29 protein-coding genes and 1 pseudogene are annotated in these 26,409 nt (G+C 67.5%); 18 read left to right on the top strand and 12 right to left on the bottom strand.

Going from position 1 to position 26,409, the window contains the following annotated elements:
• Nucleotides 1-219 precede the first annotated feature (219 nt).
• Entirely contained in the window at nucleotides 220-420 is a 201-nt protein-coding gene (rpmI, locus tag Sa4125_RS00370; protein ID WP_224002496.1) for a 50S ribosomal protein L35, read from the top strand.
• 36 nt (nucleotides 421-456) lie between these two features.
• On the top strand, nucleotides 457-882 hold the full coding sequence (gene rplT / locus Sa4125_RS00365; protein WP_224002494.1) for a 50S ribosomal protein L20: 426 nt from the start codon (nucleotides 457-459) through the stop codon (nucleotides 880-882).
• 119 nt (nucleotides 883-1,001) lie between these two features.
• On the opposite strand, the gene Sa4125_RS00360 is transcribed toward rplT, so the two are convergent.
• Nucleotides 1,002-1,721 (bottom strand): cytochrome c biogenesis protein CcdA, encoded by a 720-nt coding sequence (locus Sa4125_RS00360; protein WP_224002492.1) that lies wholly within the window; start codon nucleotides 1,719-1,721, stop codon nucleotides 1,002-1,004.
• Nucleotides 1,722-1,724: 3 nt separating this feature from the next.
• Nucleotides 1,725-2,126: a thioredoxin family protein gene (locus Sa4125_RS00355; protein ID WP_224002490.1), complete on the bottom strand. Its 402-nt coding sequence runs from the start codon at nucleotides 2,124-2,126 to the stop codon at nucleotides 1,725-1,727.
• Between the two features lie 256 nt (nucleotides 2,127-2,382).
• Here Sa4125_RS00355 and pheS point away from each other — a divergent pair, with 256 nt between their 5' ends.
• From pheS to Sa4125_RS00305, 10 genes are all read left to right on the top strand, one after another.
• A complete protein-coding gene (gene pheS / locus Sa4125_RS00350; protein WP_224002487.1) occupies nucleotides 2,383-3,465 on the top strand; it encodes a phenylalanine--tRNA ligase subunit alpha in 1,083 nt (360 codons plus the stop codon).
• A gap of 82 nt (nucleotides 3,466-3,547) precedes the next feature.
• On the top strand, nucleotides 3,548-3,640 hold the full coding sequence (locus Sa4125_RS00345; protein WP_224002485.1) for a hypothetical protein: 93 nt from the start codon (nucleotides 3,548-3,550) through the stop codon (nucleotides 3,638-3,640).
• A gap of 41 nt (nucleotides 3,641-3,681) precedes the next feature.
• Nucleotides 3,682-3,978 (top strand): DUF2442 domain-containing protein, encoded by a 297-nt coding sequence (locus Sa4125_RS00340; protein WP_224002483.1) that lies wholly within the window; start codon nucleotides 3,682-3,684, stop codon nucleotides 3,976-3,978.
• On the top strand, nucleotides 3,978-4,409 hold the full coding sequence (locus Sa4125_RS00335) for a hypothetical protein (RefSeq protein WP_224002481.1): 432 nt from the start codon (nucleotides 3,978-3,980) through the stop codon (nucleotides 4,407-4,409). The genes Sa4125_RS00340 and Sa4125_RS00335 overlap by 1 nt, the downstream gene beginning before the upstream one ends.
• A gap of 102 nt (nucleotides 4,410-4,511) precedes the next feature.
• Nucleotides 4,512-6,938, top strand: a complete 2,427-nt coding sequence (gene pheT, locus Sa4125_RS00330; protein WP_224002473.1) for a phenylalanine--tRNA ligase subunit beta — start codon at nucleotides 4,512-4,514, stop codon at nucleotides 6,936-6,938.
• A 127-nt stretch (nucleotides 6,939-7,065) separates the two neighbouring features.
• The gene (gene mepA / locus Sa4125_RS00325; RefSeq protein WP_224002471.1) at nucleotides 7,066-8,061 is read left to right on the top strand and encodes a penicillin-insensitive murein endopeptidase; all 996 of its coding nucleotides are present in this window, start codon (nucleotides 7,066-7,068) and stop codon (nucleotides 8,059-8,061) included.
• A 104-nt stretch (nucleotides 8,062-8,165) separates the two neighbouring features.
• The gene (locus Sa4125_RS00320; RefSeq protein WP_224002462.1) at nucleotides 8,166-9,197 is read left to right on the top strand and encodes a glucokinase; all 1,032 of its coding nucleotides are present in this window, start codon (nucleotides 8,166-8,168) and stop codon (nucleotides 9,195-9,197) included.
• 80 nt (nucleotides 9,198-9,277) lie between these two features.
• Nucleotides 9,278-11,071 carry an ABC transporter ATP-binding protein gene (locus Sa4125_RS00315; RefSeq protein ID WP_224002460.1) on the top strand — a complete coding sequence of 598 codons (1,794 nt, stop codon included), beginning with the start codon at nucleotides 9,278-9,280 and terminating at the stop codon, nucleotides 11,069-11,071.
• Nucleotides 11,072-11,202: 131 nt separating this feature from the next.
• Entirely contained in the window at nucleotides 11,203-12,033 is an 831-nt protein-coding gene (dapB, locus tag Sa4125_RS00310) for a 4-hydroxy-tetrahydrodipicolinate reductase (RefSeq protein ID WP_224002458.1), read from the top strand.
• A gap of 224 nt (nucleotides 12,034-12,257) precedes the next feature.
• On the top strand, nucleotides 12,258-12,878 hold the full coding sequence (locus Sa4125_RS00305) for a 2,3-bisphosphoglycerate-dependent phosphoglycerate mutase (RefSeq protein WP_224002456.1): 621 nt from the start codon (nucleotides 12,258-12,260) through the stop codon (nucleotides 12,876-12,878).
• A 102-nt stretch (nucleotides 12,879-12,980) separates the two neighbouring features.
• On the opposite strand, the gene Sa4125_RS00300 is transcribed toward Sa4125_RS00305, so the two are convergent.
• Complete coding sequence (locus Sa4125_RS00300) at nucleotides 12,981-13,901, bottom strand: bifunctional helix-turn-helix domain-containing protein/methylated-DNA--[protein]-cysteine S-methyltransferase (protein ID WP_224002454.1); 921 nt, start codon at nucleotides 13,899-13,901, stop codon at nucleotides 12,981-12,983.
• Between the two features lie 87 nt (nucleotides 13,902-13,988).
• Entirely contained in the window at nucleotides 13,989-14,504 is a 516-nt protein-coding gene (locus tag Sa4125_RS00295; protein ID WP_224002452.1) for a DUF2244 domain-containing protein, read from the bottom strand.
• Between the two features lie 25 nt (nucleotides 14,505-14,529).
• On the opposite strand from Sa4125_RS00295, the gene nth reads away from it, so the two are divergent.
• Entirely contained in the window at nucleotides 14,530-15,351 is an 822-nt protein-coding gene (gene nth / locus Sa4125_RS00290; protein WP_224002449.1) for an endonuclease III, read from the top strand.
• Here nth and Sa4125_RS00285 read toward each other — a convergent pair.
• Complete coding sequence (locus Sa4125_RS00285; protein WP_224002447.1) at nucleotides 15,266-16,096, bottom strand: sulfate transporter family protein; 831 nt, start codon at nucleotides 16,094-16,096, stop codon at nucleotides 15,266-15,268. The genes nth and Sa4125_RS00285 overlap by 86 nt on opposite strands.
• 160 nt (nucleotides 16,097-16,256) lie before the next feature.
• On the opposite strand from Sa4125_RS00285, the gene Sa4125_RS00280 reads away from it, so the two are divergent.
• Together Sa4125_RS00280 and Sa4125_RS00275 are read left to right on the top strand one after the other, a co-directional pair.
• Complete coding sequence (locus Sa4125_RS00280) at nucleotides 16,257-17,264, top strand: adenosine kinase (RefSeq protein WP_224002440.1); 1,008 nt, start codon at nucleotides 16,257-16,259, stop codon at nucleotides 17,262-17,264.
• 130 nt (nucleotides 17,265-17,394) lie between these two features.
• On the top strand, nucleotides 17,395-18,534 hold the full coding sequence (locus Sa4125_RS00275) for a PQQ-dependent sugar dehydrogenase (protein ID WP_224002438.1): 1,140 nt from the start codon (nucleotides 17,395-17,397) through the stop codon (nucleotides 18,532-18,534).
• 334 nt (nucleotides 18,535-18,868) lie between these two features.
• On the opposite strand, the pseudogene Sa4125_RS00270 reads toward Sa4125_RS00275, so the two are convergent.
• The 4 genes and pseudogenes from Sa4125_RS00270 to Sa4125_RS00255 all read right to left on the bottom strand — a co-directional run.
• Nucleotides 18,869-19,765, bottom strand: a pseudogene (locus Sa4125_RS00270) (ATP-binding protein); the annotation flags it as partial.
• Between the two features lie 52 nt (nucleotides 19,766-19,817).
• Nucleotides 19,818-21,260, bottom strand: coding sequence for a DUF547 domain-containing protein (locus Sa4125_RS00265; RefSeq protein WP_224002436.1), 1,443 nt, complete (start codon nucleotides 21,258-21,260; stop codon nucleotides 19,818-19,820).
• Between the two features lie 182 nt (nucleotides 21,261-21,442).
• Nucleotides 21,443-22,162: a cytochrome c biogenesis CcdA family protein gene (locus Sa4125_RS00260; RefSeq protein WP_224002434.1), complete on the bottom strand. Its 720-nt coding sequence runs from the start codon at nucleotides 22,160-22,162 to the stop codon at nucleotides 21,443-21,445.
• Entirely contained in the window at nucleotides 22,159-22,566 is a 408-nt protein-coding gene (locus Sa4125_RS00255) for a thioredoxin family protein (RefSeq protein WP_224002432.1), read from the bottom strand. The genes Sa4125_RS00260 and Sa4125_RS00255 overlap by 4 nt, the downstream gene beginning before the upstream one ends.
• A gap of 109 nt (nucleotides 22,567-22,675) precedes the next feature.
• Between Sa4125_RS00255 and Sa4125_RS00250 the strand changes: the two genes are divergently transcribed.
• The 3 genes from Sa4125_RS00250 (at nucleotide 22,676) to Sa4125_RS00240 (ending at nucleotide 24,664) form a co-directional block, all read left to right on the top strand.
• A complete protein-coding gene (locus Sa4125_RS00250; protein WP_224002430.1) occupies nucleotides 22,676-23,299 on the top strand; it encodes a TetR/AcrR family transcriptional regulator in 624 nt (207 codons plus the stop codon).
• Nucleotides 23,300-23,347: 48 nt separating this feature from the next.
• The gene (locus tag Sa4125_RS00245) at nucleotides 23,348-23,881 is read left to right on the top strand and encodes a redoxin domain-containing protein (protein ID WP_224002428.1); all 534 of its coding nucleotides are present in this window, start codon (nucleotides 23,348-23,350) and stop codon (nucleotides 23,879-23,881) included.
• Between the two features lie 234 nt (nucleotides 23,882-24,115).
• Complete coding sequence (locus tag Sa4125_RS00240) at nucleotides 24,116-24,664, top strand: L,D-transpeptidase (RefSeq protein WP_345944306.1); 549 nt, start codon at nucleotides 24,116-24,118, stop codon at nucleotides 24,662-24,664.
• A gap of 7 nt (nucleotides 24,665-24,671) precedes the next feature.
• Here Sa4125_RS00240 and Sa4125_RS00235 read toward each other — a convergent pair whose 3' ends face one another.
• Genes Sa4125_RS00235 through Sa4125_RS00225 form a run of 3 tightly spaced genes read right to left on the bottom strand, consistent with a single transcriptional unit; the run spans nucleotide 24,672 to nucleotide 26,365 of the window.
• Nucleotides 24,672-25,133, bottom strand: a complete 462-nt coding sequence (locus tag Sa4125_RS00235; protein ID WP_224002425.1) for a DUF302 domain-containing protein — start codon at nucleotides 25,131-25,133, stop codon at nucleotides 24,672-24,674.
• Nucleotides 25,134-25,173: 40 nt separating this feature from the next.
• Nucleotides 25,174-25,812 carry an NrsF family protein gene (locus Sa4125_RS00230; RefSeq protein ID WP_224002423.1) on the bottom strand — a complete coding sequence of 213 codons (639 nt, stop codon included), beginning with the start codon at nucleotides 25,810-25,812 and terminating at the stop codon, nucleotides 25,174-25,176.
• 1 nt (nucleotide 25,813) lies between these two features.
• Nucleotides 25,814-26,365, bottom strand: coding sequence for a sigma-70 family RNA polymerase sigma factor (locus Sa4125_RS00225; protein ID WP_224002415.1), 552 nt, complete (start codon nucleotides 26,363-26,365; stop codon nucleotides 25,814-25,816).
• Between the last annotated feature and the right edge of the window lie 44 nt (nucleotides 26,366-26,409).

The raw sequence follows: 26,409 nt of genomic DNA, 5'->3' as shown, positions 1-26,409 counted from the left end.
CGGCCTGCCGGTGGCGCGCCAAGTGGACATGTCGCACGATCCCGGTCTTGCCTTGGCAGGCACAAACCGGTTATAGCAGCGCCGTCTAGCGAGCGGGCCGGCAGGGCATGCCGTGTTCGCTCCCAACGCTATGCGCGTCAATCCGAAGTCCTTCGTATTGCAGGCACCCTCCACCGCGGCGCGGTGGGTGCCGTCGCGCTTCCCATCAAGGAGAGCAAAATGCCCAAGATGAAGACCAAGGCCAGCGCCAAGAAGCGGTTCCGGTTCACCGCCAACGGCCACGTCAAGGCCGGTGCCGCCGGCAAGCGCCATGGCATGATCAAACGCTCCAACGACTTTCTTCGCAATGCGCGCGGGACGATGATTCTGTCCAAGCCCGACGAGCGGATCGTCAAGATTTACATGCCGTACAACCGCTGAGCGGTCCGGCAGACATAAAGATCAAGGAGCAAGATCATGGCACGCGTTAAAAGAGGCGTCACCTCGCACGCCAAGCACAAGAAGGTTCTCGAGCAGGCCAAGGGTTTCCGAGGCCGCCGCAAGAACACCATCCGCACGGCGCTCGCCGCCGTCGACCGGTCGAAGCAGTACGCGACGCGCGATCGTCGCACCAAGAAGCGCAATTTCCGCGCCCTCTGGATCCAGCGCATCAACGCCGCGGTCCGCGAGCACGGCCTGACCTATGCCCGCTTCATCGACGGCCTGTCGAAGACCGGCATCGAGGTCGACCGCAAGGTCATGTCCGACCTCGCCATCCACGAGCCCGAGGCTTTCGCCGCGCTCTGCGATTCGGCCAAGGCCGCCCTGGAATACCTGAAGGGCCAGAACCCCGGCTCGTTCGAGCGCGCCGTTCGCGAGCCGGTCACGACCGTCGCCGCCTGACAGCTGCGCCTCGGCGCCTGACGTTCAAAGGCCCGCCTGGCATCGCCGGCGGGCCTTTTGCTTGTCTGCGTTTCCGTCTCGCGGCTTTCGGCCCAGAGCGCGTCGCGGCGGTCTGCCGGTCAGAACTGTGTCGTCAGGCGCGTCAGCCAGGCCGGCGACACGCCGACGAGGATCGCCTCCAGCTGCTTGTCGAGACCGGTGACGATGGCCAGGCCGACCGTCACCAGCAGGCCGCCGAGGACCTGCTTGCCGCCCTTGCCGGCACCCATCATCCGATGGCGCCAGCGCAGCATGGTCTCGCGCGAGAGCATGCCGAGGACGAGCAGCGGCAGTGCCGCGCCGAGGCCGAACACGCCCATCACCAGCGCCACCTCGCCGAGATTCTCGCCCCTGGCCGCCAGCACGGAGGCGGCGCCGAGCGTCGGTCCGACGCAGGGGCTCCAGATGGCGCCGAGCAGAAGCCCGAGGCCGAACTGGCCTTGCAGCCCCGCGGTGTCGAAGCCGCCCAGATGCTGTTCCGTCCAGTTGCCGAAAGGCCCGGCGGCGGCGGCGATTTGCACTTGCAGCACCGGCAGCAGGAGGATGATGCCGACACCCATCAGCATCAGGCCGCCGATGCTGCGGAAGAGCCCGGCGTCGAGGCCGACGGCAAAGCCGATCGTTGCGACGAACAGGCCGATCGCGACGAAGGAAAGCGCCAGGCCGCCGGACAGCGCCGCCGGTCCGAAGCGGTGTTGCGACACCGCCGTGCCGAGGACGATCGGCAGGAGCGGCAAGACGCAGGGCGACAGCACCGACAGGACACCCGCGAGGAAGGCGAAAAGCGCGCTGCTGGCCATCGTCTATTGCGCGATGGCGCTCTGGAACAACGCCGCGATCGAGTCCGGCTTGGTGTCGCCGACCGAACGGGCGGTCTCCTTGTCGCCGTCGAAGGCGATCAGCGTCGACTGCATCCGGGCGTCCAGGCTGCGCACGGCGTCCTTCTGGCTGTCGAAATCGACCTCGAAGATGACGAGGTCCTTGTAGGCATCGCTTTTCGCCAGGTTCTCGATGATCGGCTTCTGCGCCTTGCAGGTCGGGCACCAGGGGGCGCTGATCTCGACGACGATCGGCGAACCGGCCGCTTGCGCCGCGGCGAAGCTCTGGGCGTCATAGGGGCGGGTCTCGGCGGCGAAGGCGGTGACGGCGGTGACGGCGAAACTCGCTGCGGCGATGGCGCCGGCGAGACGGGACAGCGGGATCATGGCGGGGTTCCTCCGAAGAAGCGGGACGGCGGAACGATTCCATGGCCTGCGGTCGCGCCGCAACGCATGTCTGTCTCTCTCCCGACAACGTGTCGCGCGTGCTCTCGGGCGTCAAATCTCCGCTGGCCCGTAACCTTTTGGACAGGGCCCGAAGGATGGCCGCCCGGGCTCGGCTTTTCTTCGGCGCCCCCCCGCGTTAGAAGGCGGCCAGACGCAACGGCGGGGCGCCCCCGCCGCGACTGCCATGGAGTGCGATGTGACCGATCTGACGGCGCTTGAGACGAGATTGACGCAGGCGATCGAGGCCGCCGGCGACGAGGCCGGGCTCGAGGCGGTGCGCCTCGGCGCGCTCGGCAAGAAGGGCGAGATCTCCGAGCTCCTGAAGGGCCTCGGCAAGATGAGTCCGGACGAGCGCCGCGAGGAAGGGCCGAAGCTGAACGGCCTGCGCGATCGCGTCCAGGCGGCACTGGCCGGGCGCCGCGAGGCGCTGGCGGACGTCGCCATCACAGCCCGGCTGAAGGCCGAGACGGTCGACGTTTCGCTGCCGGTGCGCGCCTCGCCCGCTTCGCGCGGCCGCATCCATCCGATCAGCCAGGTCATCGACGAGATCACCGCCATCTTCGCCGACATGGGTTTCGCCATCGCCGAGGGGCCCGACATCGAGACCGACCACTACAACTTCACGGCGCTGAACTTTCCCGAAGGCCATCCCGCCCGCGAGATGCACGACACCTTCTTCCTCGCGCCGGACGAAAACGGCGAGCGCAAGCTTCTGCGCACTCACACCTCGCCGGTGCAGATCCACACCATGGAGAAGCAGAAGCCGCCGATCCGCATCGTCATCCCCGGCAAGACCTACCGGCAGGATTCCGACGCGACGCATACGCCGATGTTCCACCAGGTCGAGGGCCTCGTCATCGACAGGACGGCCAATGTCGCCAACATGAAATGGGTGCTGACCGAGTTCTGCAAGACCTTCTTCGAGGTCGATAGCCTCGCCATGCGCTTCCGCCCCTCCTTCTTCCCCTTCACCGAGCCGAGCCTCGAGGTCGACATCCAGTGCGACCGCTCGGGCTCGGAAATTCGCTTCGGCGAGGGCACGGACTGGCTCGAGATCCTGGGCTGCGGCATGGTGCACCCGAATGTCCTCCGGGGCGTCGGGCTCGATCCGGCGGAATATCAGGGCTTTGCCTGGGGCATGGGCATCGACCGCATCGCCATGCTGAAATACGGCATGCCGGACCTGCGCGACTTCTTCGAGGCCGACGTGCGCTGGATCGAACACTACGGGTTTCGCCCGCTCGACGTGCCGACGCTGTTCGGCGGCTTGAGCAACTGACATGCCAACGCTTCTGCGGTGGAAGGGATATCGCTTCTTCTTCTATTCTGCAGATGACGGGTAACCGCCCCATATCCATGTCGTGAAGAACGGGCGCGAAGCGAAGATCTGGCTGCGGGACATTCGTCTTGCGGCCAATGCCGGCTTTTCCGAGCGGACCTCAACCAGATTATGAGTGTCGCCCGGGAGCGTCAGGGAGTTTTCTGGAGGTCTGGCGTGACGATTTTGGAAGTTGAGATCGAGACCATCAGGCCGGTCGAAGCAGTGTGCCGTGACGGTGCGCTGCGCGTGCGGCTGCTGGATGGCCGCGAACTGCAGGCGCCGCTATGGTGGTACCCGCGTCTGGCGGGCGCCGACCCTGCCGCGTTGGTCGCGGTAGAGCTGTCGCCGATGGGCCTGCACTGTCCGACGCTGGACGAGGACATCTCGATCGCCAGCATCCTGCGAGGCCAGAAGGCGCCCGGTGCGGTTCCGCCACTGCCGGCTCCACCAACACCATCGACGGGGTCCTGATGAACATCCGACTGATCTTTCTGGAAGCGATCGGCGTCATCTGCGGTGCTGTGATCGGCGTCCTGGTGTTCCTGATCCTCGCCTGGCTGTTCGCCGGCGACTATCTCGCTCTGGTCGACGGGTTCGGCGGCATGGCGGTCGCGGTGGTGGCGAGCGTGATCTTTGCCGTCTTCTACCACTATCTGTCGCAGACTCCCGCGGCGCTCGCCTCCTTCTTCGTCGGCTTTGTGCTGCCGGTTCTGGCGGGAGCGGTGCTGATCGGCAATGCCGCGACGACGATCGGGCCGCTGCTGGCAGTCTTCGGCTTCGCGCTGTCGTCGCTCCTGGTCTATCGCTTCGTGTTCACCCGGGTTGCCGGCCTCGGCACCGACCGCGATCAGGCGCCGCAAGCGCCCCTGCCGCGCGACCCGCCGCCCCGCGCGCCGCTCTGAACTACCATTCGCGGCGGCCCTTCCGGGCGCCACGGCGGCATGGCCGCCAACACCTGTTCCGCCGCGGCGACGTCCCGGCCGATAATTCGAGGTCGACGAAACATGAAGTTCACCCTGTCCTGGTTGAAGGACCATCTCGAGACCGAGGCGCCGCTGGCCGCGATCGCCGACAAGCTGACCGCGCTCGGCCTCGAAGTCGACGGCATCGACGACAAGGCGGCGATGCGGCCCTTCACGATCGCCCGCGTCATCAGCGCCGAGCGCCATCCCGATGCCGACAAGCTGCAGGTGCTGATGGTCGATGCCGGGCCCGCAGTGAACGGCGGCAAGCCGCTGCAGATCGTCTGCGGCGCGCCGAATGCCCGCGCCGGCCTCGTCGGCGTGCTCGGTCTCCCCGGCACCTACGTCCCCGGCCTCGACACGACGCTCGGCGTCGGCAAGATCCGCGGCGTCGAATCCAACGGCATGATGTGCTCGGAGCGCGAGCTCGAACTCTCCGACGAGCACAATGGCATCATCGACCTGCCGGCGGATGCGCCGGTCGGCGCCGCGTTCGCCGACTATGCCAACCTTGCCGATCCGGTGATCGAGATCGGCCTGACGCCGAACCGCCCGGACGCGACGGGCGTGCACGGCATCGCCCGCGATCTCGCCGCCGCCGGCCTCGGCACGCTGAAGACGCCGGCCGTCTCCGCCATCCCTGCCGCCGCCCCCTGTCCCGTCAGCGTGACGCTCGACTTCCCGGAGGGCGCAAGCCTCTGCCGCGGCTTTGCCCTGCGCAAGGTGACGGGGGTTACCAACGGCAAGTCGCCGGACTGGATGCAGAAGCGGCTGATCGCCATTGGCCTGCGCCCGATCAGCGCTCTCGTCGACATCACCAACTATCTCACCTTCGATTGCGGACGCCCGCTGCACGTCTTCGACGCCAGGAAGGTCGCCGGCAATCTCGTCGTCCGGTCGGCCCGGGCCGGCGAGGAGATCCTCGCCCTCGACGGCAAGACCTATGCGCTCGCGCCCGGCATGTGCGTCATCGCCGACGACAAGGGTGTGGAATCCATTGCCGGCATCATGGGCGGCGAGGCTTCCGGCTGCGACGAGACGACGACCGAGGTGCTGATCGAATCGGCACTGTGGGAGCCCTTGAACATCGCCCGCACCGGCCGCGCGCTCGGCATCATCACCGATGCGCGTTACCGCTTCGAACGCGGCGTCGACCCCGACTTCATGCAGCCGGGTCTCGACCGGGCGACGCAGCTGGTGCTGGAGATCTGCGGCGGCACGGCGTCGGAAGCGACGGTGATCGCGCCGCCTGCGCGGGCAACGCCGACGATCCGCCTTCCCTTCACCGAGGTCGAGCGGCTGACGGGCCTCGCCTCCTCCGCCGACGAGCAGGTGGGCCTCCTGCGCCGCCTCGGCTTTGCCGTGACGACCGACGATGCCGGCGCCGACGTCGTCGCGCCGAGCTGGCGGCCGGACATCGAGGGCAGCGCCGATCTCGTCGAGGAGGTGATGCGCCTCAAGGGCGTCGACCTGATCGAACCGCAGCCGCTGGCGCGCCTTGGCGCGGTGTCGCGTCGCATTCTGACCACGGCGCAGATCCGCGACAAGGCTTCGCGCCGCGCGCTGGCGGCCCGCGGCATGGTCGAGACCGTGACCTATTCCTTCATCGCCGAAGCGCCGGCAAAGGCGTTCGGCGGCGGGTCGGCGGCGCTGAGGCTTGCCAACCCGATCTCTGCCGACCTTTCCGACATGCGCCCCTCGCTGCTGCCGAGCCTGATCGCGGCGGCGACGCGCAATGCCGCGCGCGGCCATCCGGACGTCGCCTTGTTCGAGGTCAGCCACGTCTATGCCTCGCCGGAGCCGGAAGGCCAGCGCCGCGTCGCCGCCGGCATCCGCCGCGGCACGGCAGGAAGTGCCGGAGCCGGGCGCTCGTGGAACGGCCATGCCGAGCCGGTCGGCGTCTTCGACGCCAAGGCCGACGCGCTGGCCGCGCTCGAGGCCGCCGGCGCGCCGGTCGCGAACCTGCAGATCGAGCGGGGGGCGAGCGACTGGTATCATCCCGGCCGTTCCGGCCGCATCAAGCTCGGGCCGAAGGTCGTGCTCGCCGAGTTCGGCGAGTTTCACCCGCGTGCCCTGAAGACGCTGGACGCTGCGGGCGCCTTTGCCGGGTTCGAGGTCTTCCTCGGCGAGATCCCCGAGCCGAAGAAGAAGGCGACGCGCACCAAGCCCGTGCTGTCCCTCTCCAGCTTCCAGCCGGTCCGTCGCGATTTCGCCTTCGTCGTCGATGCCGGCACCGAGGCGCAGAAGATCGTGCGCGCCGCGGAAGGGGCCGACCGCAAGCTCGTTTCCGAGGTCCGGGTCTTCGATCTCTTCACCGGCCCCTCGCTCGGCGAGGGAAAACTGTCGGTGGCGATCGAGGTCACGCTGCGGCCGAGCGAGGGGACGCTGACCGAGGAGGAACTGGAGGCGGTCTCGGCAAGGATCGTCGCACAGGTCGCCAAGGCGACGGGTGGCGTGCTGCGCGGCTGAGCGGCCTCCTCTCATCGCGCGGTACGCGACAGGCTGGCGCAGGGCTGACGGCGTCCTTTGGGCGGTCACGAAACGGCCGCATGCGCTGTGCCAGGGTCGGGTGACGGTTTCGCGGGGATTGGATTCGATGAAGCTTGCATATGTCGCGGGATGGGCCGCGCTGCTGGGCATGGGACTTCTCCCCCTTCCCGCCGCCGCCCAGAGCGTTCCGGCCAAGGAGCTCTTCGGCGCCGTGGAAAGACCGGCGGCGCTCCGTACCCAGAGCCTCGGCTCCTACGCCAAGGGCTGCATCGCGGGCGCGGTGGAACTGCCGGCCGACGGGCCGCACTGGCAGTCCATGCGGCTGTCGCGCAACCGCCATTGGGGCCATCCGAACCTTGTCGCCTTCCTCGATAGGTTCGCGCAGCGGGCGGTCGCCGAGACCGGCTGGCCGGGTCTTCTCGTCGGCGACCTCAGCCAGCCGCGCGGCGGACCCATGCCCTCCGGCCACGCATCGCACCAGATCGGCCTCGACGTGGACATCTGGGCCCAGCCCATGCCGGCCCAGCGCCTGACCGCGGGCCAGCGCGAGGACTTTCCCTTCCGCTCGGTCCTGCGCAAGGGCACGCTCCAGGTCGACGAGCGGACCTGGGACGACCGCTATGGCCGGCTGATCCGGCTCGCCGCCGAGAGCCCCGAGGTGCAGCGTATCTTCGTCCATCCCGGGGTGAAGCGGAAGCTCTGCCAGGTCGCCGGCCGCGACCGTTCCTGGCTCGCCAAGGTGCGGCCGATGTACGGGCATGACGAGCATTTCCACATCCGCCTGTTCTGTCAGGCCGGCTCGCCCGGCTGCCAGCCACAGGAGCCCGTGGTGGCGAAGGACGGCTGCGACGATCTCGACTACTGGTTCAATGTCGCGCTGAAGCCGCCGAAGCCCGGCGCCAAGCCTTGGAAGCGACCGGCGCCGATGACGATGGCGGCGCTGCCGAAGGCGTGCCAGACCGTGCTGGCGGCAGCCGATGGCGGCCCGCGCCAGGTTGCGCCGGCGGCCCCCACGCTCGCCGCCATGGCGCCCGACGGCGGAACCAGTTTCCCGCCTCTACCCGGTGCCGTGCCGATCCCCGCGCCGCGGCCGCTGCCGTGAGAGTCGGGATACGGACGCTCTCAGGCGTCTGGCCGACCTTTGCTTTCGCTGCCGGAATGCGGTAACCGCCGGTATACACTTAATCGATTGAACCCAGGTGGTGCATGTCCCTGACCCTCGACAGCGGCCAAGCCTTGAAGTTTCCGATCCTGATCGGGGATATCGGCGGCACCAATGCGCGTTTCGCCATTCTCGTCGACGCCTTCGCCGATCCGAAGACCTTTCCGATCGCGCAGACGGCCGACTACCCGACGCTAGACGACGCCATCCAGGCCTGCGTCCTCGACAAGACGTCGCTGCAGCCGAAATCGGCGGTCCTCGCCGTCGCCGGCCCGATCGACGGCAACGAGATCGACCTCACCAATTGTCCCTGGGTGGTGCGCCCGCGCGCCATGCTCGAGACCCTCGGCCTCAGCGAGATCATCGTCCTCAACGATTTCGAGGCGCAGGCGCTGGCCGTCTCCTCGCTGCCGGAGACATCACGCCAGAAGATCGGCGGCGGCGTTCCGCATGAGGGTGCGAGCCGCGTCGTCGTCGGGCCCGGCACCGGCCTCGGCGTCGCCGGTCTCGTCAGGGCGCGCAAGATGTGGATCCCGGTCGCCGGCGAAGGCGGTCATGTCGACCTCGGACCGCGGAGCGAGCGGGATCGGGCCATCTGGCCGCATCTGAAGACGATCGAAGGCCGCGTCTCGGCCGAGCAGATCCTGTGCGGCCGCGGCCTCGTCAACCTCTACGAGGCGATCTGCCGGGCCGACGGGATCGAGCCGGTGCGCGTCGACCCGGCCGAGATCACCGAAGCCGCGATGACCTCGAGCGACCCGCAGTCGTCGGAGGCGGTGCAGCTGTTTGCGACCTATCTCGGCCGCGTCGCGGGCGACCTTGCCCTGATCTTCATGGCGCGCGGCGGCGTCTACATCGCCGGTGGCATCTTCCAGCGCCTCCTGCCGATCGTGAAGGCCGAGGTGCTCCGGCAGGCTTTCGAGGACAAGGCACCCCACGGCGCGCTCCTGCAGGGTATCCCGCTCTACGTCATCACCGAGCCGTTGGCGGCGCTGACGGGGCTTGCCACCTTCGCCCGCTCCCCGCGCTTCTTCGGCATCGAAACGACGGGCCGCCGCTGGACGGTCTCGGCCTGAGCACCGCCTGCTGCCATAGGCAGGGGCGGCTCGACGGTCTATAGACGCCGGAACGACAGTCCCGATCGGCGAAGCCCAGCGTGAAAAAGCAGAAGATTTCCCTGTCCGATCCCCAGGAACGCGGCCTCGTGCTGCGTCTTCTGAAGCGGGTCTTCGCCGAGAACGGGCGAGACTATATCGGCCAGTACGCCATTGCCGTGGCCTGCCTCGTCGTGGTGTCGGCCGCGACGGCATTTCTCGCCTGGATCATGCGCGACGTCATCGACGAGATTTTTGTCGAGCAGAACCGTGCCGTCCTCTTCACCCTGCCGCTGGCCGTCTTCGCATCCTTTCTCCTGCGCGGCATCGCCACCTATTTCCAGGGCGTGATCCTCTCGCGAATCGGCAACAACATCGTCGCCCGCTACCAGCGCCGGCTGTTTGCTCATCTCACCGAGCTCTCCGTCGACTTCTTCGGAGAGAACCGGTCGGCGCATCTGGCCGCCCGCATCAACCAGAACGTCTCGGGCATCCGCGACACGCTGAACCTCACCGTCACCTCGATTGCCCGCGATCTCTTGACGCTCGTCTTCCTGATCGGCGTGATGATCGTCCAGGACCCGGTCCTGTCGGCGATCGCGCTTCTGGCCGGCCCGCCCATCGCCTTCATGATCGCGAGCCTGGCCCGCAAGCTGCGCGTCGCCACGCGCCAGTCGATCGACCTCAATGCCCGCGTCCTCGCCTCGATGCAGGAGACCGCCCAGGGCATTACCGTGGTCAAGGCCTTCACCATGGAGGAGACGCTGCGGGGCCGGATCGAAAAGCTGATCCTGGCCGCCGAGGAGCGCTCGAACCGGATCGCGGCGATCACCGAGCGCTCGGGACCGGTGACCGAGACCGTCGCCGGCATCGCGATCGCCGCCGTCATCGGCTATTCCGGCTACCGCGCCATCGCCTACGGCTATTCGCCCGGCTCGATGTTCGCCTTCATCACCGCCCTCCTCCTCGCCTACGATCCGGCACGGCGGCTGGCAAAGCTCCAGGTCCAGCTCGAGCGGGCGCTGGTCAACGCGCAGATGATCTACGAAATTCTCGACCTGAAGCCGCGCCAGCCGGACGCGCCGGGTGCCCCCGCGCTGTCGGTCGCGAGCGGCGAAGTGGTCTTCGAGAATGTCGTCTTCGGCTACCATCCGGGCGAACCGGTGCTGAAGGGGCTGAGTTTCACCGCCCCGGCCGGCGCGACGACGGCACTCATCGGGGCCTCGGGCGGCGGCAAGTCGACCGTCATCGCCCTCCTGCAGCGCTTCTACGACAGCTGGGAAGGCCGCATCCTCGTCGACGGACAGGACATCGCCGGCGTCACCAAGGCCTCGCTGCGCGGCAATATCGCCTATGTCTCGCAACAGCCCTACCTGTTCGAAGGCACGATCCGCGACAATATACGTTATGGCCGGCCCGATGCGACGGACGCCGAGATCGAGGAAGCCGCAGCGCTCGCCCAGGCGACGGAGTTCATCGTGACCCAGCCCAAGGGCTTCGACACGCCGCTCGGCGAGAACGGCACCAGCCTGTCCGGCGGCCAGCGCCAGCGCCTGTCGATCGCCCGCGCTCTGGTGCGACAGGCGCCCATCCTTCTCCTCGACGAGGCGACCTCGGCCCTCGATACGCGCTCGGAGACGCTGGTTCAGGCGGCGCTGGAGACGGTGATGAAGGGGCGCACGACGATCGTCGTCGCGCACCGCCTGTCGACCATCGTCGGCGCCGACCAGATTCTCGTCGTCGACGGCGGCGAGGTGGTCGAGCAGGGGACGCACCGCGAGCTTCTCGGCCGCACCGAGGGGCTCTATTCGTCCTTTCACGGCATGCAGGGCGCCGCCCGGTCGGCAGCCGGCTAGGCGCCGAGGTCCTACACCGCTTGGTCAGGGTTTTGCGCCGGCGGAGATTGCTTGAACCGGAGCACGAAACAGACGGCAACGACATGCGGCCCGCCCGGTCTGGACGGCCGCCACGGCAGGGAGACGCCGAGATGGACGAAATGAGGCTGGTGGTCGTCGGGGCGGCAGGACGCATGGGCCGGACGCTGGTTGCCCTGATCGGGGAGACCAAGGGTGTGACTCTGCACGCAGCCGTCGAGCGGCCGGGCGCAGAGGCGGTCGGGGTCGATGCCGGGATCCTCGCCGGCGCGGGGTCTCTCGGCCTCGCGGTGACCGCCGACCTCGATGCGGCACTCTCCGGGGCCGACGGCATCATCGACTTCACCGCACCCGCGACGAGCGTCGCGCTGGCGGCGCGGGCCTCCGCGGCGGGCCTCGTGCATGTCATCGGGACCACCGGCTGCTCGGCCGCGGACGATGCCGCGATCGCGCGGTTCGCCGCCGACGGGGCGCGCATCGTCAAATCCGGCAATATGAGCCTCGGCGTCAATCTTCTGGCGGGGCTCGTCGAACTCGCCGCGCGGGCGCTGCCGGCCGGGAGCGTCGACATCGAGATCGCCGAGATGCACCATCGCCACAAGGTCGACGCTCCTTCCGGCACGGCGCTGCTGCTCGGCAAGGCCGCCGCAGCCGGGCGCGGTGTCGATCTCGCCTCGGTGGAGGTGCTCTCGCGCGAAGGCCAGACCGGCGCGCGGGTTCCCGGCGCGATCGGCTTTGCCGCCTTGCGCGGCGGCTCGGTGATCGGCGAGCACAGCGTCATCTTCGCCGCCGACGGCGAGCGGCTGGAACTCGTCCACCGTGCGGAGGATCGCTCGATCTTCGCCCGCGGCGCCCTCAGCGCGGCGCTCTGGGCGCAGGGTCGCCCGGCCGGCCTCTACACCATGCAGGACGTCCTCGGACTTGCCGCGCCGCGGCCCGCCTGAGGCTCGAGGGCGGCCGGCGGGAGCGCGTGCACTGCACCCGTTGCCCGCCTTATCATCCTGATTCTACCGGACATCTTGCCCGGGGCTGACGTCGAACCGGAAGCCTGGGTACCGCGCTCTTCCATCTTGGCCCGGCATGCGGCAAAACCCGTTGGCGACTGCCGCAACGGATCGATCGAGAGTACGACGGCCGCGACAACCGACACCATTCCCGGGAGCACCGCATGACCCGTACCCTTGTCCTCGTCCGCCACGGCCAGAGCGAGTGGAATCTGAAGAACCTCTTCACCGGCTGGAAAGACCCCGACCTCACGGAGAAGGGCGTCGAGGAGGCGCGCGTCGCCGGCTATCGCCTGAAGGAATACGGGCTGCATTTCGGCACCGCCTTCACCAGCGAGCTGTTCCGCGCCCAGCGCACGCTCAGCATCCTCCTCGAGGAACTCGGCCAGCCGCACATCCCGACGATCCGCGACGCCGCCCTGAACGAGCGCGATTATGGCGACCTGTCGGGCCTCAACAAGGACGACGCCCGGGCGAAATGGGGCGAGGAGCAGGTGCTGATCTGGCGCCGCTCCTACGACACCGCCCCTCCCGGCGGCGAGAGCCTTCGCGATACCGGCGCGCGCGTCTGGCCCTTCTACATCCACCGCATCCTGCCGAAGGTCCTGTCGGGCGACAACGTCGTCGTCGCCGCGCACGGCAACTCGCTGCGCTCGCTGGTGATGGCGCTGGAAGGCATGTCGCCGGCCGACATCGTCGCCGAGGAGATCTCGACCGGCATTCCCATCGTCTACCGCCTGAACGCCGATTCGACCGTCGCCGAAAAAACCGTCCTCAGCCACTGAGGCCGGAGGCTGGTTCGCCACCGCCTCGGGTGGCGGCGAACCAGCGGCAGAGACCGCAAGGATAACAGGTCGCGAACTGCTGCCGCGGCGCCGTGCCTTCGCTCACTCCCGCGCCAGGAGGCCGGCCTCCCAGCCGAGCATGGCGCGCTTGCGGGCGATGCCCCAGTGATAGCCCGTCAGCGCCCCCGACTTGCCGACCACCCGGTGGCAGGGGACGACGAAGGAGATCGGGTTGCGGCCGACCGCCGCTCCCACCGCCCGCGCCGCCTTGGGCAGGCCGACCTCGCCGGCGACCGACGAATAGGTTTTCGCACGGCCGACGGGGATCGCCAGCAGCGCCTGCCAGACGCGGATCTCGAAATCGGTCCCGATCAGCACGATCCGGAGCGGCCGGTCTTCCGCCCATTCGTCCGGCCGGAAGACGCGCCCTGCCATTGGCCCGATGCGGGCGTCGTCGCGGGTGAAGCGCGCCATCGGCCAGCGCCGCCGCATATCCTCGAAGGCGATCGCGTCGCCGTCCTCGCCGCCTTCGGAGAAGCCGATACCCGCCAGGCCCCTGTCGGTCGCCACGACCAGCGCCCGGCCGAAGGGCGATTCGTCGAAACCATAGGCAAATTCGATCCCGGCACCGCGTGCCTTGTAGAGGCCGGGCGACATCGACTCGTGCTTGACGAAGAGATCGTGCAGCCGGGATGGGCCGGACATGCCGACATCGTAGGCGGCGTCGAAGAGCGATGCACCCTCGCCGAGGAGCCGGCGCGCGTGATCGATCGTCACCGCCTGCAGAAACGCCTTTGGCGACAGGCCGGCCCAACGCTGGAAAAGCGCCTGGACCGCTTCCGGCTCGAGGCCGACGGCTTCGCCGATCGCCGCGAGCGACGGCTGGTCGCGGTATTCCACGGAAATGAACTCGATCGCCCGCCTGACCAGGCCGTAGTCCGAACTGTCGGCATTGGCGCCATCGGCATGAAGGGTCGGCAGCCGGCGGGGCTGGACAGAGGCAATGGCGGATAGGCTGGACATCAGGGAATCCTCGTCTGTTGCCGGCATCACAGCAGCTGGCGTCCCGATCCGCCACCCGTTTTCCTGAGTGCCCCCGGGAGGGTCGGCCTAGCCTCTCCGCGCCTGGGACAGAGCGCGGCCAAACGCATCGGCAAAGCTCTCCCGGTCGTCCGGATTGAGGAACCCGCCGATCTCGGTCGACCGTCCCTGACCGGAGACGGCCATGCGGGTGATGCCGATTTCCGTATGCCGGGCCACATGGAAACGCGCCCAGAACGGGTTGTAGTGGCTTTCCAGAACCGTCCCCTTCGGCGAGGTCTTGCGCACGCAGAGATCTGTGCGCGAGACCGACACCTCCTCGCGCGCCAGCGCCGCCCGGTAGCTCGCCTTGAACGCGAGGAAGACGAGGAGGACGTCGAGGCCGAAGAAGCCGACCACGGGCCAGGCCCCCTTCAGGAGAAAGCCGATGCCGGTGGCGAGGCTCACCGCGCCGACGAAGAGCATCAGAGTGTGGAAGCCGCGCCGCCCGAGCGAGCGGTGCGGCATCAGCAGCGCCCGGAACAGCGGGGCGTCGGCCGGAGCTCCGGTTTCGTCGGAAAGGGCGTTCGAGGCGTTGTCAGTCATGGGCCCTGCTCGCTATGTCGTCAGCATGGCAGAAAACATTCCCCCCGCCAAACCTTCGACCACCCCCGGCGGCCGCGACCGATCGCCCCGCCGCGCTTCGGAAGGGGACGGCATCGCCGCCCCGCCGCGCCGCCGCATCTCCTATACCAAGGCCGCGGTCACCGAGATCTTTCGGCGGTTCTCGGTGCAGCGGCCCGAACCGCGGCCGGAACTCGACTTCTCCAATCCTTTCACCCTCCTCGTCGCCGTCGTCCTGTCGGCCCAGGCGACGGATGTCGGCGTCAACAAGGCGACGCGCGGCCTCTTCGCCGCCGCCGACACGCCGGCCGGGATGCTGGCGCTCGGGGAGGATGCGGTGCGCGAGCACATCCGCACCATCGGGCTCTACCGCAACAAGGCGAAGGCCGTCGTGGCGCTGTCGCGCCTTCTCGTCGAGCACCATGGCGGCGCGGTGCCAGCGGACCGCGCCGCGCTGGAGGCGCTGCCGGGCGTCGGCCGCAAGACCGCCAATGTCGTCCTCAACACCGCCTTCGGAGAGCATACGCTTGCCGTCGACACCCACATCTTCCGGATCGGCAACCGGCTGAAGCTCGCGCCGGGCACGACGCCGGAAGCGGTGGAGCGCGGCTTCCTGAGGATCATCCCGCCGCAGTATCTCCGCCATGCCCATCACTGGCTGATCCTGCACGGCCGCTATGTCTGCAAGGCGCGCAAGCCCGAATGCGCCATCTGCGTCATCGCCGACCTCTGCAGGGCCGAGATCAAGACGACGGACGTTCCGGCGCTGCTGGTGCCGATGGCCGACGAGCCGGCTCCAGCGACGCAGAGCCTGCCGCCGATGGCGTGAGGCCAGCCTCAATCACGCCAGCCCCGATCCGGGCCGCGGGCAGCCCACCGTCCCGCGCGGCAACCCGCTGGTGGAGGTGCACCATCATCGCCGCGGCAAAGAGCGGCGTCAGAAGGTTGAGGAAGGGCACGGCGAGGAAGGCGGCGATGACGAGGCCGGCGAGAAACACCGTTCCGGCATGGCGCCGACGCAGCGCTTTCGCCTCGACTTCCGGCCGGTATCGCAGCGCCGCGAACTCGAAATATTCCCGCCCGAGGAGGTAGCCGTTGACGAGGAAGAAGGCGGCGAGATTGATCCCGGGAATGAGCAGCAGGAACAGCGCGGCGAGATTGCCGAGGATCACGATGCCGAAGAATTTTACCGACATCACCAGTCCCGCGACGAAGGGCATCGCCTCGCCTGGCCGCACCGCAGGATAGCTCTCGCGCTCCACCACCTCGGCTACGTCGTCGAGGAAGAGACTCGCGATGACGGCCGAGATCGGTCCGATGAGGAAAGCGAGGAGAACCGCCAGCGCCAAGCCCGCGACCCAGCCAGCAAGGCTGCCGAGGCTGTCGATCCAGGCCGGCATGTCGGGAAAGAACCCCGTCAGCATCGGCAGCAGCCAGGTCTCGAAACCGGCGCTGAGGGCGAACCAGAGGGCGACGAGGACCGCGAGAGTCAGGCCGAGGGATTTCCACAGGGCGGCGCGGAAGGGCGCCGTGAAGATGTCGGCGATGGCACGGCTGGCGGAAACGAGGATCATGGACGGGCTCCGGTTGTGCTTCCGAGATAAGCGGCCCCGTCGCTCCCAGCAATCCCGGGGCCAGAAATCCGAGAGCAGGCGAGCGACCGGCCGACGGCGAAGCCTCGCCATTTCCGGCCAATCCGGCTATGGGGCAGGGCGATCAAACCCTGGAGTTTCCATGACCGATTACGACGTCCTGACGATCGGCAATGCCATCGTCGATATCATCGCGCAGGCCGACGACGCCTTCCTCGCCACGCACGACGTCCAGAAGGGCGGCATGACGCTGATCGACACGGCCCGCGCGCACCAGCTTTACGATGCCATGGGACCGGCGGTGGAGACGTCGGGCGGCTCGGCCGCCAACACGGTCGCCGGCGTCGTCAGCCTCGGCGGTACCGGCGCCTATATCGGCAAGGTTTCGAGCGACGCGCTCGGCACCATCTTCACCCACGACATCCGTGCCCAGAAGGTGCGCTTCGAGACCGCGCCGCTCGCCGGCAACCCGCCGACGGCGCGCTCGATGATCCTCGTCACCCCGGACGGCGAGCGCTCGATGTCGACTTTTCTCGGCGCCTGCGTCGAGCTCGGCCCCGACGACATCGACGAGGCGCTCGTCGCCGCGGCGAAAGTCACCTATTTCGAAGGATATCTCTGGGACCCGCCGCGCGCCAAGGATGCCATCCGCAAGGCCGCCAGGATCGCCCGTGAAAACGGCCGCAAGGTCGCCATGACGCTGTCGGATTCGTTCTGCGTCCATCGCTACCGCGACGAGTTCCTCGAACTCATGCGTTCGGGCACGGTCGACATCGTCTTCGCCAATGAGAGCGAGGCGCTGGCGCTTTATGAGACCGATGATTTCGACCTGGCGCTCGCCAAATTGGGCGAGGATGCAAGCCTCGTCGCGGTGACCCGCAGCGAAAAGGGCTGCGTCATCGTCGAGGGCAGCGCCCACACGACCGTCCCGGCCGTCCCGCTCGCGCGCCTTCTCGACACCACCGGCGCCGGCGATCTCTTCGCCGCGGGCTTCCTGCGCGGCTATACTGCCGGTCTGGCCCATGCCGACAGTGCCGCCCTCGGCGCCATCGCCGCCGGCCACATCATCGAGCAGATCGGCCCCCGCCCGCAGCAGGCACTGAAGTTGCTGCCGGCAGCAGCCTCGATCCTCGCCGGCATCCCGGCCTGACAGGGCCGCAATACCGGCGCGGCTTTGCGGCGCTCGGGGCACGCGGCCATCACGTTGGCTTGAGAAGGCTTGGTCTCGCGGTCGTCCGTTCCGAGGTAAGGGGCGGACGACACCCCAGAGGAGACCCACGATGACACCGACGCGCCTATTCGCCGCCCTTGCCGCCGCCAGTCTTCCCACGAACGCATGGGCGGTCGACACGGTCGTGTCCAGCCAGATCGGCGATCTGCAGGTCACCACGATCGCCGACGGCCTGGATTCGGCATGGGGCATGGAATTTCTTCCCGACAGCTCCCTCATTGTCACGGAGAAGGGCGGCACACTGCGGCTCGTCGCGGCCGACGGCACCGTCGGACCGGCCCTGGAGGGCCTTCCCGACATCGACGCCGGTGGCCAGGGCGGCCTGCTTGATGTCGCGCTCGACCCGGACTTCGCCACCAACCGCCTCGTCTATCTCACCTATTCCGAGGCCGGCAACGGCGGCAATTCCACTGCGGCCGGGCGCGGTCGCCTGGCCGACGACGGCACCCGCCTCGAGGGCTTCGAAAAGATCTTCACGCAGCTGCCGAAACATGCCGGCAACAAGCATTTTGGCTCGCGCATCGTCTTCGATCGCGAGGGTCATCTCTTCATCGGCCTCGGCGAACGCTCCGACACGCCGATCCGCGAGGGCGCGCAAAAGCTCGACAACCACCTCGGCAAGGTCGTCAGGCTGAACCGCGACGGGTCGGTGCCGGCAGACAACCCCTTCATCGGCCAGGCGGGCGCGCTGCCGGAGATCTGGTCCTACGGTCAGCGCAACATCCAGGGCGGCGCGCTGCACCCGGCGACGGGCGAGGTCTGGTTCTCCGAACATGGCCCGAAGGGCGGAGACGAAGTGAACGTCGTGGAGGCGGGGAAGAACTACGGCTGGCCGCTCGTCTCCTTCGGCGTCAACTACAACGGCACACCCGTCGGCACCGGCAAGTCCGAGGGCGAAGGCCTGACGCAGCCGCTCCACCAGTGGACCCCGGTCATCGGCGCCTCCGGCATGGCGTTCTACACGGGCGACGGCGTGCCGGACTGGCAGGGCAGCGCCTTCTTCGGCGGGCTTGCCAGCCGCGATCTGGTCCGGGTGGCCTTCGACGGGCGGACGGTGAAAGGCGAGGAGCGCCTCCTCGGCGATCTCGGCAAGCGCATCCGGGACGTGAAGCAGGGTCCGGACGGCGCCCTTTATGTCCTCACCGACGGTTCCGGCGGCGAGATCATGCGCGTCGCGCCGGTGGACTGACGTTTCGCACTATCCCCTCAAGCCGGCGGGGCACAGCTTCGCCGGTCGACTTTCAAGGCATTCGCTGTGTCGACAGCATCCGTATGGCTCCTTTCAGCGACATGCCGCCCTCGCGTCTTTTGATAGAGACGTCAGGTGAACATGCGACCGGCGCGGTACCGTTGAAACATCCTCCAGCAACCCGCTCGTGGTGATCCCGGGCCGGGGTTCGCGGCGGGAAGTCGTTTCAGCCGCTAAAGCGGGATGGCTTTTCCTCCAATCGCCGACCCGCTTTAGGTTATCGTCCTCGCATGGTCTTTTCCGAAAGCCGGAACCCAGCTTTCGGGATCATGCTCTAGGCCGCCGCCTGCGTGCGCTCTCCCGCAATCCGGTAGGAAATCGCCTCGGCGAGATGAATGCGCCGCACCGTCTCTTCGCCTTCGAGGTCGGCGAGCGTCCGCGCAACTTTGAGGATGCGGTGATAGGCCCGGGCCGAGAACTTCATCTGCTCGGCGGCATCGCGCAGGAGCCGCGCGCCGGCTTCGTCCGGAGCGGCCACCGTCTCGATCAGCGCTGCGGAACACTGCGCGTTCAGCGTCGGCGCGGGAAGGCCGAGGCTCTCGTAGCGCTCGCTCTGCAGGGCACCGGCGGCGGAAACTCGCGCCTTCACCGTCACGGAACTTTCCGCCGGGGCGGGACGGATCAGGTCGAAGGCGGTAACGGCCGGCACGTCGACGCGCAGGTCGATGCGGTCGAGCAATGGTCCGGAAATGCGCGCCTGGTAATCGCCGGCGCAACGCGGCCCGCGGGGGCAACTGTGGCCGGGCTCGCCGGCCATGCCGCAGCGACAGGGATTCATGGCGGCGATCAATTGGAACTGTGCGGGATAGGTGACGCGGTGATTGGCCCGGGCGATCACGCTCTCCCCGCCCTCCAGCGGCTGGCGCAGGGAGTCGAGAACGGCCGGGTTGAACTCGGGAAATTCGTCGAGAAACAGCACGCCGCGGTGAGCCATCGAGACCTCTCCCGGTCGGGCTCGGAGCCCGCCGCCGACCATGGCGGCCATCGAGGCGGAATGGTGGGGGGCGCGAAACGGCCGCCGGTCCGACAGCTTGCCGCCGGCCAGTTCGCCGGCGATCGAGGCGATCATCGAGACTTCCAGAAGCTCGCGCGGGCTGAGGTTCGGCAGGATCGACGGCAGGCGTTGCGCCAGCATCGACTTGCCCGATCCTGGCGGGCCGATCATCAGCATAGTGTGATACATTAAATGCGAAGGTAGGATCGACACGTTTCTGCACCTCCGTTCAACGGTCGTTCAATGCCCAGTCGTAGGCGATGAAGCCGACCTTTGCGCCCTTCGGCAAGGCGACGGGAGCGTTGGCACGGATCCAGCCCGCGACGTCGCCAGTGTCAAAGTCCTCCGCATACCAGTCCATGACTTTGCTCACACGGACGGCGGAGCCGTCGGTCGAGTAACCTTTGGAAGGGTTGGCGAAGGTACGCGCGACCTGGTCGCCGAGCTGCGCGTCGAGGATTCCGGCGGCATACGGTTCGGCGCGAAGGTCCGGACATGAGATCGAAGCGCAGTTGACCGCGAAGTGAATCCTTGGATCGCCGAGCTTGCGGATGATGCCGTGCTCGATGTCGTCGAGGCTGCGTTCCTTCCCGCCGATCGGCCAGCGGAACCTTTTCCATGGACTGGAGAGGACGCCGCCGAGGTTCTTGATCGAGCGCGTCTCGCCCTCCCTGACGATGAGGTCGACCGTCAGGAAGTTATACGCGTTGATCCAGTAGGCGAGCTTCTGCGGACGCGACGAGGCCTCTGCCGGGTCGGAGGCCAGCAGGGCTGACAGCGCCTTGGCGTGCCTTGGATCCTTACGCCACGAGGCGTAGTCGACGCCGGCGTAAGCGATGGCGTTCTTACGAGCCGGACGGACATGGTCGCGCAGGAGGCCGTCATAGGTCGCGACGAATGCCTCGTAACGGGCGTCTGCCGCCAACGCCGTGCGCGAGCCGGTCCCGCCTGCAACCGCGAGACCCAAGGCGATCAGCGTCAGCAGAAGGGCAGGACCCGATCGAGCCGACTTCCAACGGCGATAGCCGACTGGAAGAAGGGCGACGAGGCCGAGCAGGATAAAGGCCACGAGAACATCCATCGACATGAGGTCCGACAGGCTGGAGATTGTCCCCAGCTCTCGTCCGAGATGCGCATAGACGAATGTTCCGGGAATGATGCCGATGAGCGTCGCCACGGCGAACGTCCGCAGCCCGACGCCGATGAGAGCCGGCACGATGTTCACCGCAAAGAAGGGGAACAGCGGCACGATGCGCATGAACAGGAGGTATTCGAAGGCGTTTCGCCGGAGGTTCTCCGACACACGCTCGGCCAGCGGCCCGGCCCGCTCGCGCAGGGCTCCGCCCAACGACGAACGCGCCACCAGGAAAAGGACGGTAGACCCGACCGTTGCGGCGATCACCGCCAAGGTGCCCCCGACCAGCGTGCCGAAAAGGAAGCCGCCGAGCAACGTCATGACGGATGCGGCTGGCAGGGACATGGCGACGACGACGACGTAGACGACGAGGAAGGCCGCTCCCGACACAAGGGGACGGGCCTCCACCAGGGCGAGAAGATCACCCCGACACGCCTTGACTGTCTCGATGCTGAGAAGGTCGGACACGCCCATGGCATAGGCGCCAATCGTGAGCACGGCGAGAACGAGGATAAGAAGCCACCCGCGACGGGACATGCACCGTACCTTTCAATGGGCGAGCCGCAAGGAGGCGCCCTGCGCCGCTGTCCCGCTACCAGTTCGGAAGCTTGCGCAGGATTGTTACCAGGCCGCCGGATCCAGCTCCCACGACGCAGACGTCGCAGCGGATTTCGTTGCTCACCCCAGTGTCCGGGCCGGAACGTCCACAAGCCGCCGCATCAGAAGCGAGTGGTGAGGTTGGTGAGCCATTGCGGCGACGCCGCTACGAGGGCCGCCTCGGCCCGCTTGTCGAGACCCGACACCACGAGGATGCCGACCGTCACGAGAACGGCACCTAGGATCATCTTGCCGCCCTTGCCCGCTCCGAGCAGGCGACCTCGCCAGCGAAGCAGCGCCTCGCGCGACAGGGCGCCAAGCACGAGAAGCGGCAGGGCAGCACCGACGCCGAAAGCGAACATGGTCATCGCGACCTGCCAGAGGTTCTCGCCGTTCGCAGCCATCATCGATGCTGCGCCGAGGGTGGGTCCGACACAGGGGCTCCAAACCGCTCCCAAGAGCAGGCCGACCAGGAACTGACCCTTGAGACCGCCTCCCTCGATTCCGCCGAACCGACGCTCCGTCCATGACCCGACGGGACTTGCAGCGGTTGCCAGCCGCATCTGAAGCTGGGGCACCATCAGGACCGCGCCGATGCCGATGAGGACGAAGCCGCCGATCGTGCGGAACACGCCGAGATCGAGGCCGATCGAGAACCCCACGAGAGCGACGAACAGCCCGATCGTCACGAAGGATATGGCGAGACCCGCGGCGAGCGCGGCGGGTCCCATGCGGTGTTGCGAAACCGCGGTGCCCAGCACGACAGGCAAGAGCGGCAAGACGCATGGCGACAACGTCGAGAGCACGCCCGCCAGGAGTGCGAACAGCGCGGTCACGGTCACTCTCCCTTAGTGGAGGCAAACAGGGCGGCAATGGAGTCCGCGTTCGTGTCCCCGACGGAGCGCCCGGTTTCCTTGGTCCCGTCGAAGGCGATCAGCGTCGACTGCCTCTGCGCGTTGAGGGCCCGCACGACTTCTTTCTGGTCGTCGAAGGACACCTGGAAGATCTGCATGTCGGCGTGGGCAGGATCGGCCGCCAGCTTTTCGATGATCGGCTTCTGCGCCGCGCAGGTCGGGCACCACGGTGCCGCGACGTCGACGACGATCGGCTTGCCGTCCGCCTGCGCCTTCTCGAAGGCGGCCGTCTCGAAGGGCAGGATCTCTGCGGCAAGGGCAAGCCCGGGTTCGAAAGCCACGACCGAAAGAAGGATGGCCGCTGTCGCGGTCCTGAATGTGGTGACGCTCATGTGTTGTCCTCGCAAGTGATTGGGGCTTCTTTTTTGGAGCGGTCGTTCTTAAATGACAAGCACTCGACGGTGGCATGCCGCTGTCGTGATCGATCGAGGATTTTGAGTGATGGGACGAAACAGAAGCTTCGACGAGACCGAAGTACTGGACAGGGCGGTATCGCTGTTCTGGTCACATGGCTACGGCGCGACCTCCGTGCGTGACCTGGAAAGGGCCATGGGCATGAGTTCGGCAAGCTTCTACAATGCGTTCGGCGACAAGCGCTCGCTCTTCAAGCGGTCGCTCCAACATTACCTCGACCGATCGAGCCGCCAGCGTGTGGCACTACTCGATGCCAGCCCCTCTCCCCGCGAGGCGATCGAGGCATTCCTCGATGCGATCGTCGAGGCGTCCTCGCAGAGCCGGGACGGCTGCCTCCTCGTCAACTCGGCAGCAGAGGTTGCCGCCCACGACGTGGAACTCGGCGAAGACGTCGCGGCAGGCCTGCGCGAGGTGGAGGAGGCCCTTCACCGCGCCGTGGTTCGCGGCCAGTCCGACGGATCCATCTCGGACCGCCTGGATGCTCCGGCCTTCGCAAAGGCCATCCTCGGCACGATCGTGTCCATCCGCGTGATGTCGCGAACCGCCTCCGGGACGGCCTATCTCCGCGCCCTAGCCGACAGCCAGATCGCGATGCTCGCGCCCGCTACGCCGAGCGGCGGCCGATCCGGGGGTTCCTCGGGCGAGGGCTGAGACGCTCACTTCGCCAGCCCGCCCATTTGAATTCGTAAGGACAAGACCATGAACCATACGACCCCGCTTCCCGGCGACCGCGCCCCCACGCTCAGGTTCCAGGTCCTCGGAGGGGCGGCGTTCGACCTTTCGGATGCCAAGCCCGAAGCCTTCACCGCCATCTTCTTCTATCGCGGCGTGCACTGCCCGATCTGCAAGAGCCAGTTGGAAGAGCTCTCCGGCAAGCTCGAGGCGTTCCGAGTGCTCGGCGTCGAGGTCTACGCGATCTCGATGGGCTCCCCCGAACGTGCCGAGCGACAGGCGAACGAGTGGAATGTCGGCGCACTCCCGATCGGATACGGCTTGTCCGAGGAGAGCGCACGAGACTGGGGCCTCTTCATCTCTGCCAAGGCGAAGGATACCGAGCCCGATCGCTTCGCCGAGCCCGGTTTCGCCGTCGTATATCCCGACGGACGCATCTACGCGCTGCACCTCCAGAACGTCCCCTTCGCGCGGCCTTGCCTGGACGACCTCCTGGAGGGACTGAAGTTCGTCATCGCGAACGACTACCCAGTCCGCGGCTCGGTTCCCGCCACCGACTGATTGCTCTTGCGAAGCGACGCTTCGGCATCGCCTCCCGCACCTCGCGACTCGAACGAAAGTCCCACTTTGACTGTACGCACCACTGACCGTTGGGCGCTGTCGCGCCGCCACGTCGTCATTGGCTTGGCCGGACTCGCGCTGACGGGATGCGTCGGCACTTCACGCTCGCCGGAACGCGCGCCCGCCCCCTCGGCACCTCCACCCCCACCCATGCGCCCTCTCATGTATGATGCGATGCCGAACGAAGCGTTCTTCGTGCCGGCCGTCGATGTCTCGAAGGTGGATCCGAGCTTCTGGCGCACGGAAGTCAGGAACACGACGAACGAGCCGCCCGGCACCCTCGTTGTCGATACGGACGGCAAATACCTCCACTTCACGCAAGCCGACGGTTCGGCCATGCGCTACGGGATCGGCGTCGGGCGGGAGGGCTTTTCATGGTCCGGTCGCGCCAAGGTCCAGTACAAGCGCAAATGGCCACGTTGGACGCCGCCGGACGAGATGGTGGCTCGCCAGCCCGAGCTCGAACGCTACTCGATCGCCAACGGCGGGATGCCCCCGGGCCTTACGAATCCGCTGAGCGCGCGTGCCCTCTATATCTTCCAGGACGGGCGCGACACGCTCTATCGCCTGCATGGCACCCATCAGGAATGGTCCATCGGTCGGGCGGTGTCCTCCGGATGCATCCGTCTCCTGAACCAGGACGTTGCCGATCTCTACGAGCGAGTGCCCGACGGGACGCCGATCGTGGTGTTGGCATCCGCCGAGGCACCGGTAGCCTCTTGATCGAGGGTCAGCGAGAGGCCGCCGCGATGGCCAGGCGGTCCATCGCGGCCTTCATCGCTGTCACGGGCCCGAATTGCGGAGCGATGCCGTAGCGGTTCGCCATGGCTTCCGGTTCAAGATATCCAACCTTGGTGGTGCCCTCGTCGCGCCAGACGAGCATCTTCTGGGGCAGGTCGAGCGCAACGAGCGGGTTTTCCATGATCAGCGGCGTGCCGAGCTTGGGATTGCCAAAGATGACGAGCTTCGTCTCCGGTAGTGTCTCGCCGATCGACTGCGCATTCGCCGCGTGGTCGACGACGGCGACGACCTTCGCTCCTGCACTCTCGATCGCAGTCGTGAGGCGCGAGACGGTTTCGTCGACCGATCCCGCCGCATCGCGGACGTTCAAGCCTTCCGCTCCATGTGCCGCGACCACGTATCCGAGAATGGCGAGCGAAAGAACGGCGGGTCGAAAAGCACGGCGCATCATGGTCATCTCCATTCAAGTAGGGTTCCGATGGAACGGCTGGTTACCAGCGAAGGATCCTTCGGCCGAGTAACATCCCGATCGCGACAAGGACGCCCCCCGCGAGCGGATACCAGGCGGCTACGAAGAGCGGGGAGTCGTCGATGCATTGGGCGGCGTAGAAAAAGCCCGAGACGGCAGCGGCGGCTAGGCCGCAGAGGGCGCCAGCCAGAGTGGGCCGGGTCGTCGCGCCCTTGCGGACCGACCAGAGGAGGATCGCCAGCGGGATGCCACCCATCGCCGGAATGGCGACGAGGCAGGCGAGGCCGTTCGATCCGACGAGCCGCAGCTCCCACAGGCTCGCGGGCACCACCATCAGTTCACCGATGACGGCAGCGGCGAGAAGGACCGCTGGCAGGACCAGCCATGCCAGCCCGCGTCCTCCTGAGGATCCTGGGTGGCGAAGGTCACGGACGGAAATCAGCGCGCCCAGCGCCGTCAGGCCCGTCAGGACGAACTTGAGGTCAAACCGCATCGAGCCGAGCGCTTCGATGAAGTCGGGGCGAAAACCCCTCGTTAAGAACTGCATGAGGGCTGCCGCTCCGACGCAAAGGAGAACCGCAGCCGCCCACGACGGCAGGCTACGGACGGGTGCTCGGCGCGCATCGGCTTCGAGCGTCTCGATCAGCGTGTCGGTTTTCATCCTAATGGCTCCCGAAGCGGGCGGCGATGGCCGCCAGACCCCGGTGAAAGGCGATCCTGACGGCACCCTCTGTGATCTTCAGCTTTTCCGCCGTCTCGCCAATGGATTGTCCCTCGACCGAGATCGATGTGACGACCGCGCGCTGACGCCCGTCGAGGCTGTCCACCGCACGGCTGACGTCCCGCGGTGTCGGGACAGCCTCTGCCCCCGGACAGGTGAGGATCTCGGCGAAGTCCTCAATGTCGATCTCAAGCTTGCGGCCGTGCTTGCGGTAGGCATCAACGGCCTTGTGCCTGGCGATGGCGAAGAGCCAAGGCGCAAGCGGCTCGTCCTGCCTCCATGTGTGGCGCTTGGCATGCACGGCCATCAGGATCTCCTGCACGAGGTCTTCCGGGTCATAACCGGGTGCCGCCGGGGCGCGGCGGAACGCGAACGCCCGCAGGGCCGCCGCCGCCTCCCTCAGGAACGCGCCATAGGCCCTGTCGTCTCCCTGAAGGGCCGCCCGCAGAAGTGCGTCGAGACCTTCGAACCGAGGCGGGAACGCAGGCATCATGTCCCCTCTTCGTCGCGCCCAGGCCGTTCGTTACACGGCGCGAT

The organism is Aureimonas sp. SA4125, assembly GCF_019973775.1.
Classification (GTDB): domain Bacteria; phylum Pseudomonadota; class Alphaproteobacteria; order Rhizobiales; family Rhizobiaceae; genus Plantimonas.
Note: the sequence above shows the minus strand (reverse complement) of the source record. Positions and strands in the feature narration are given on the sequence as shown.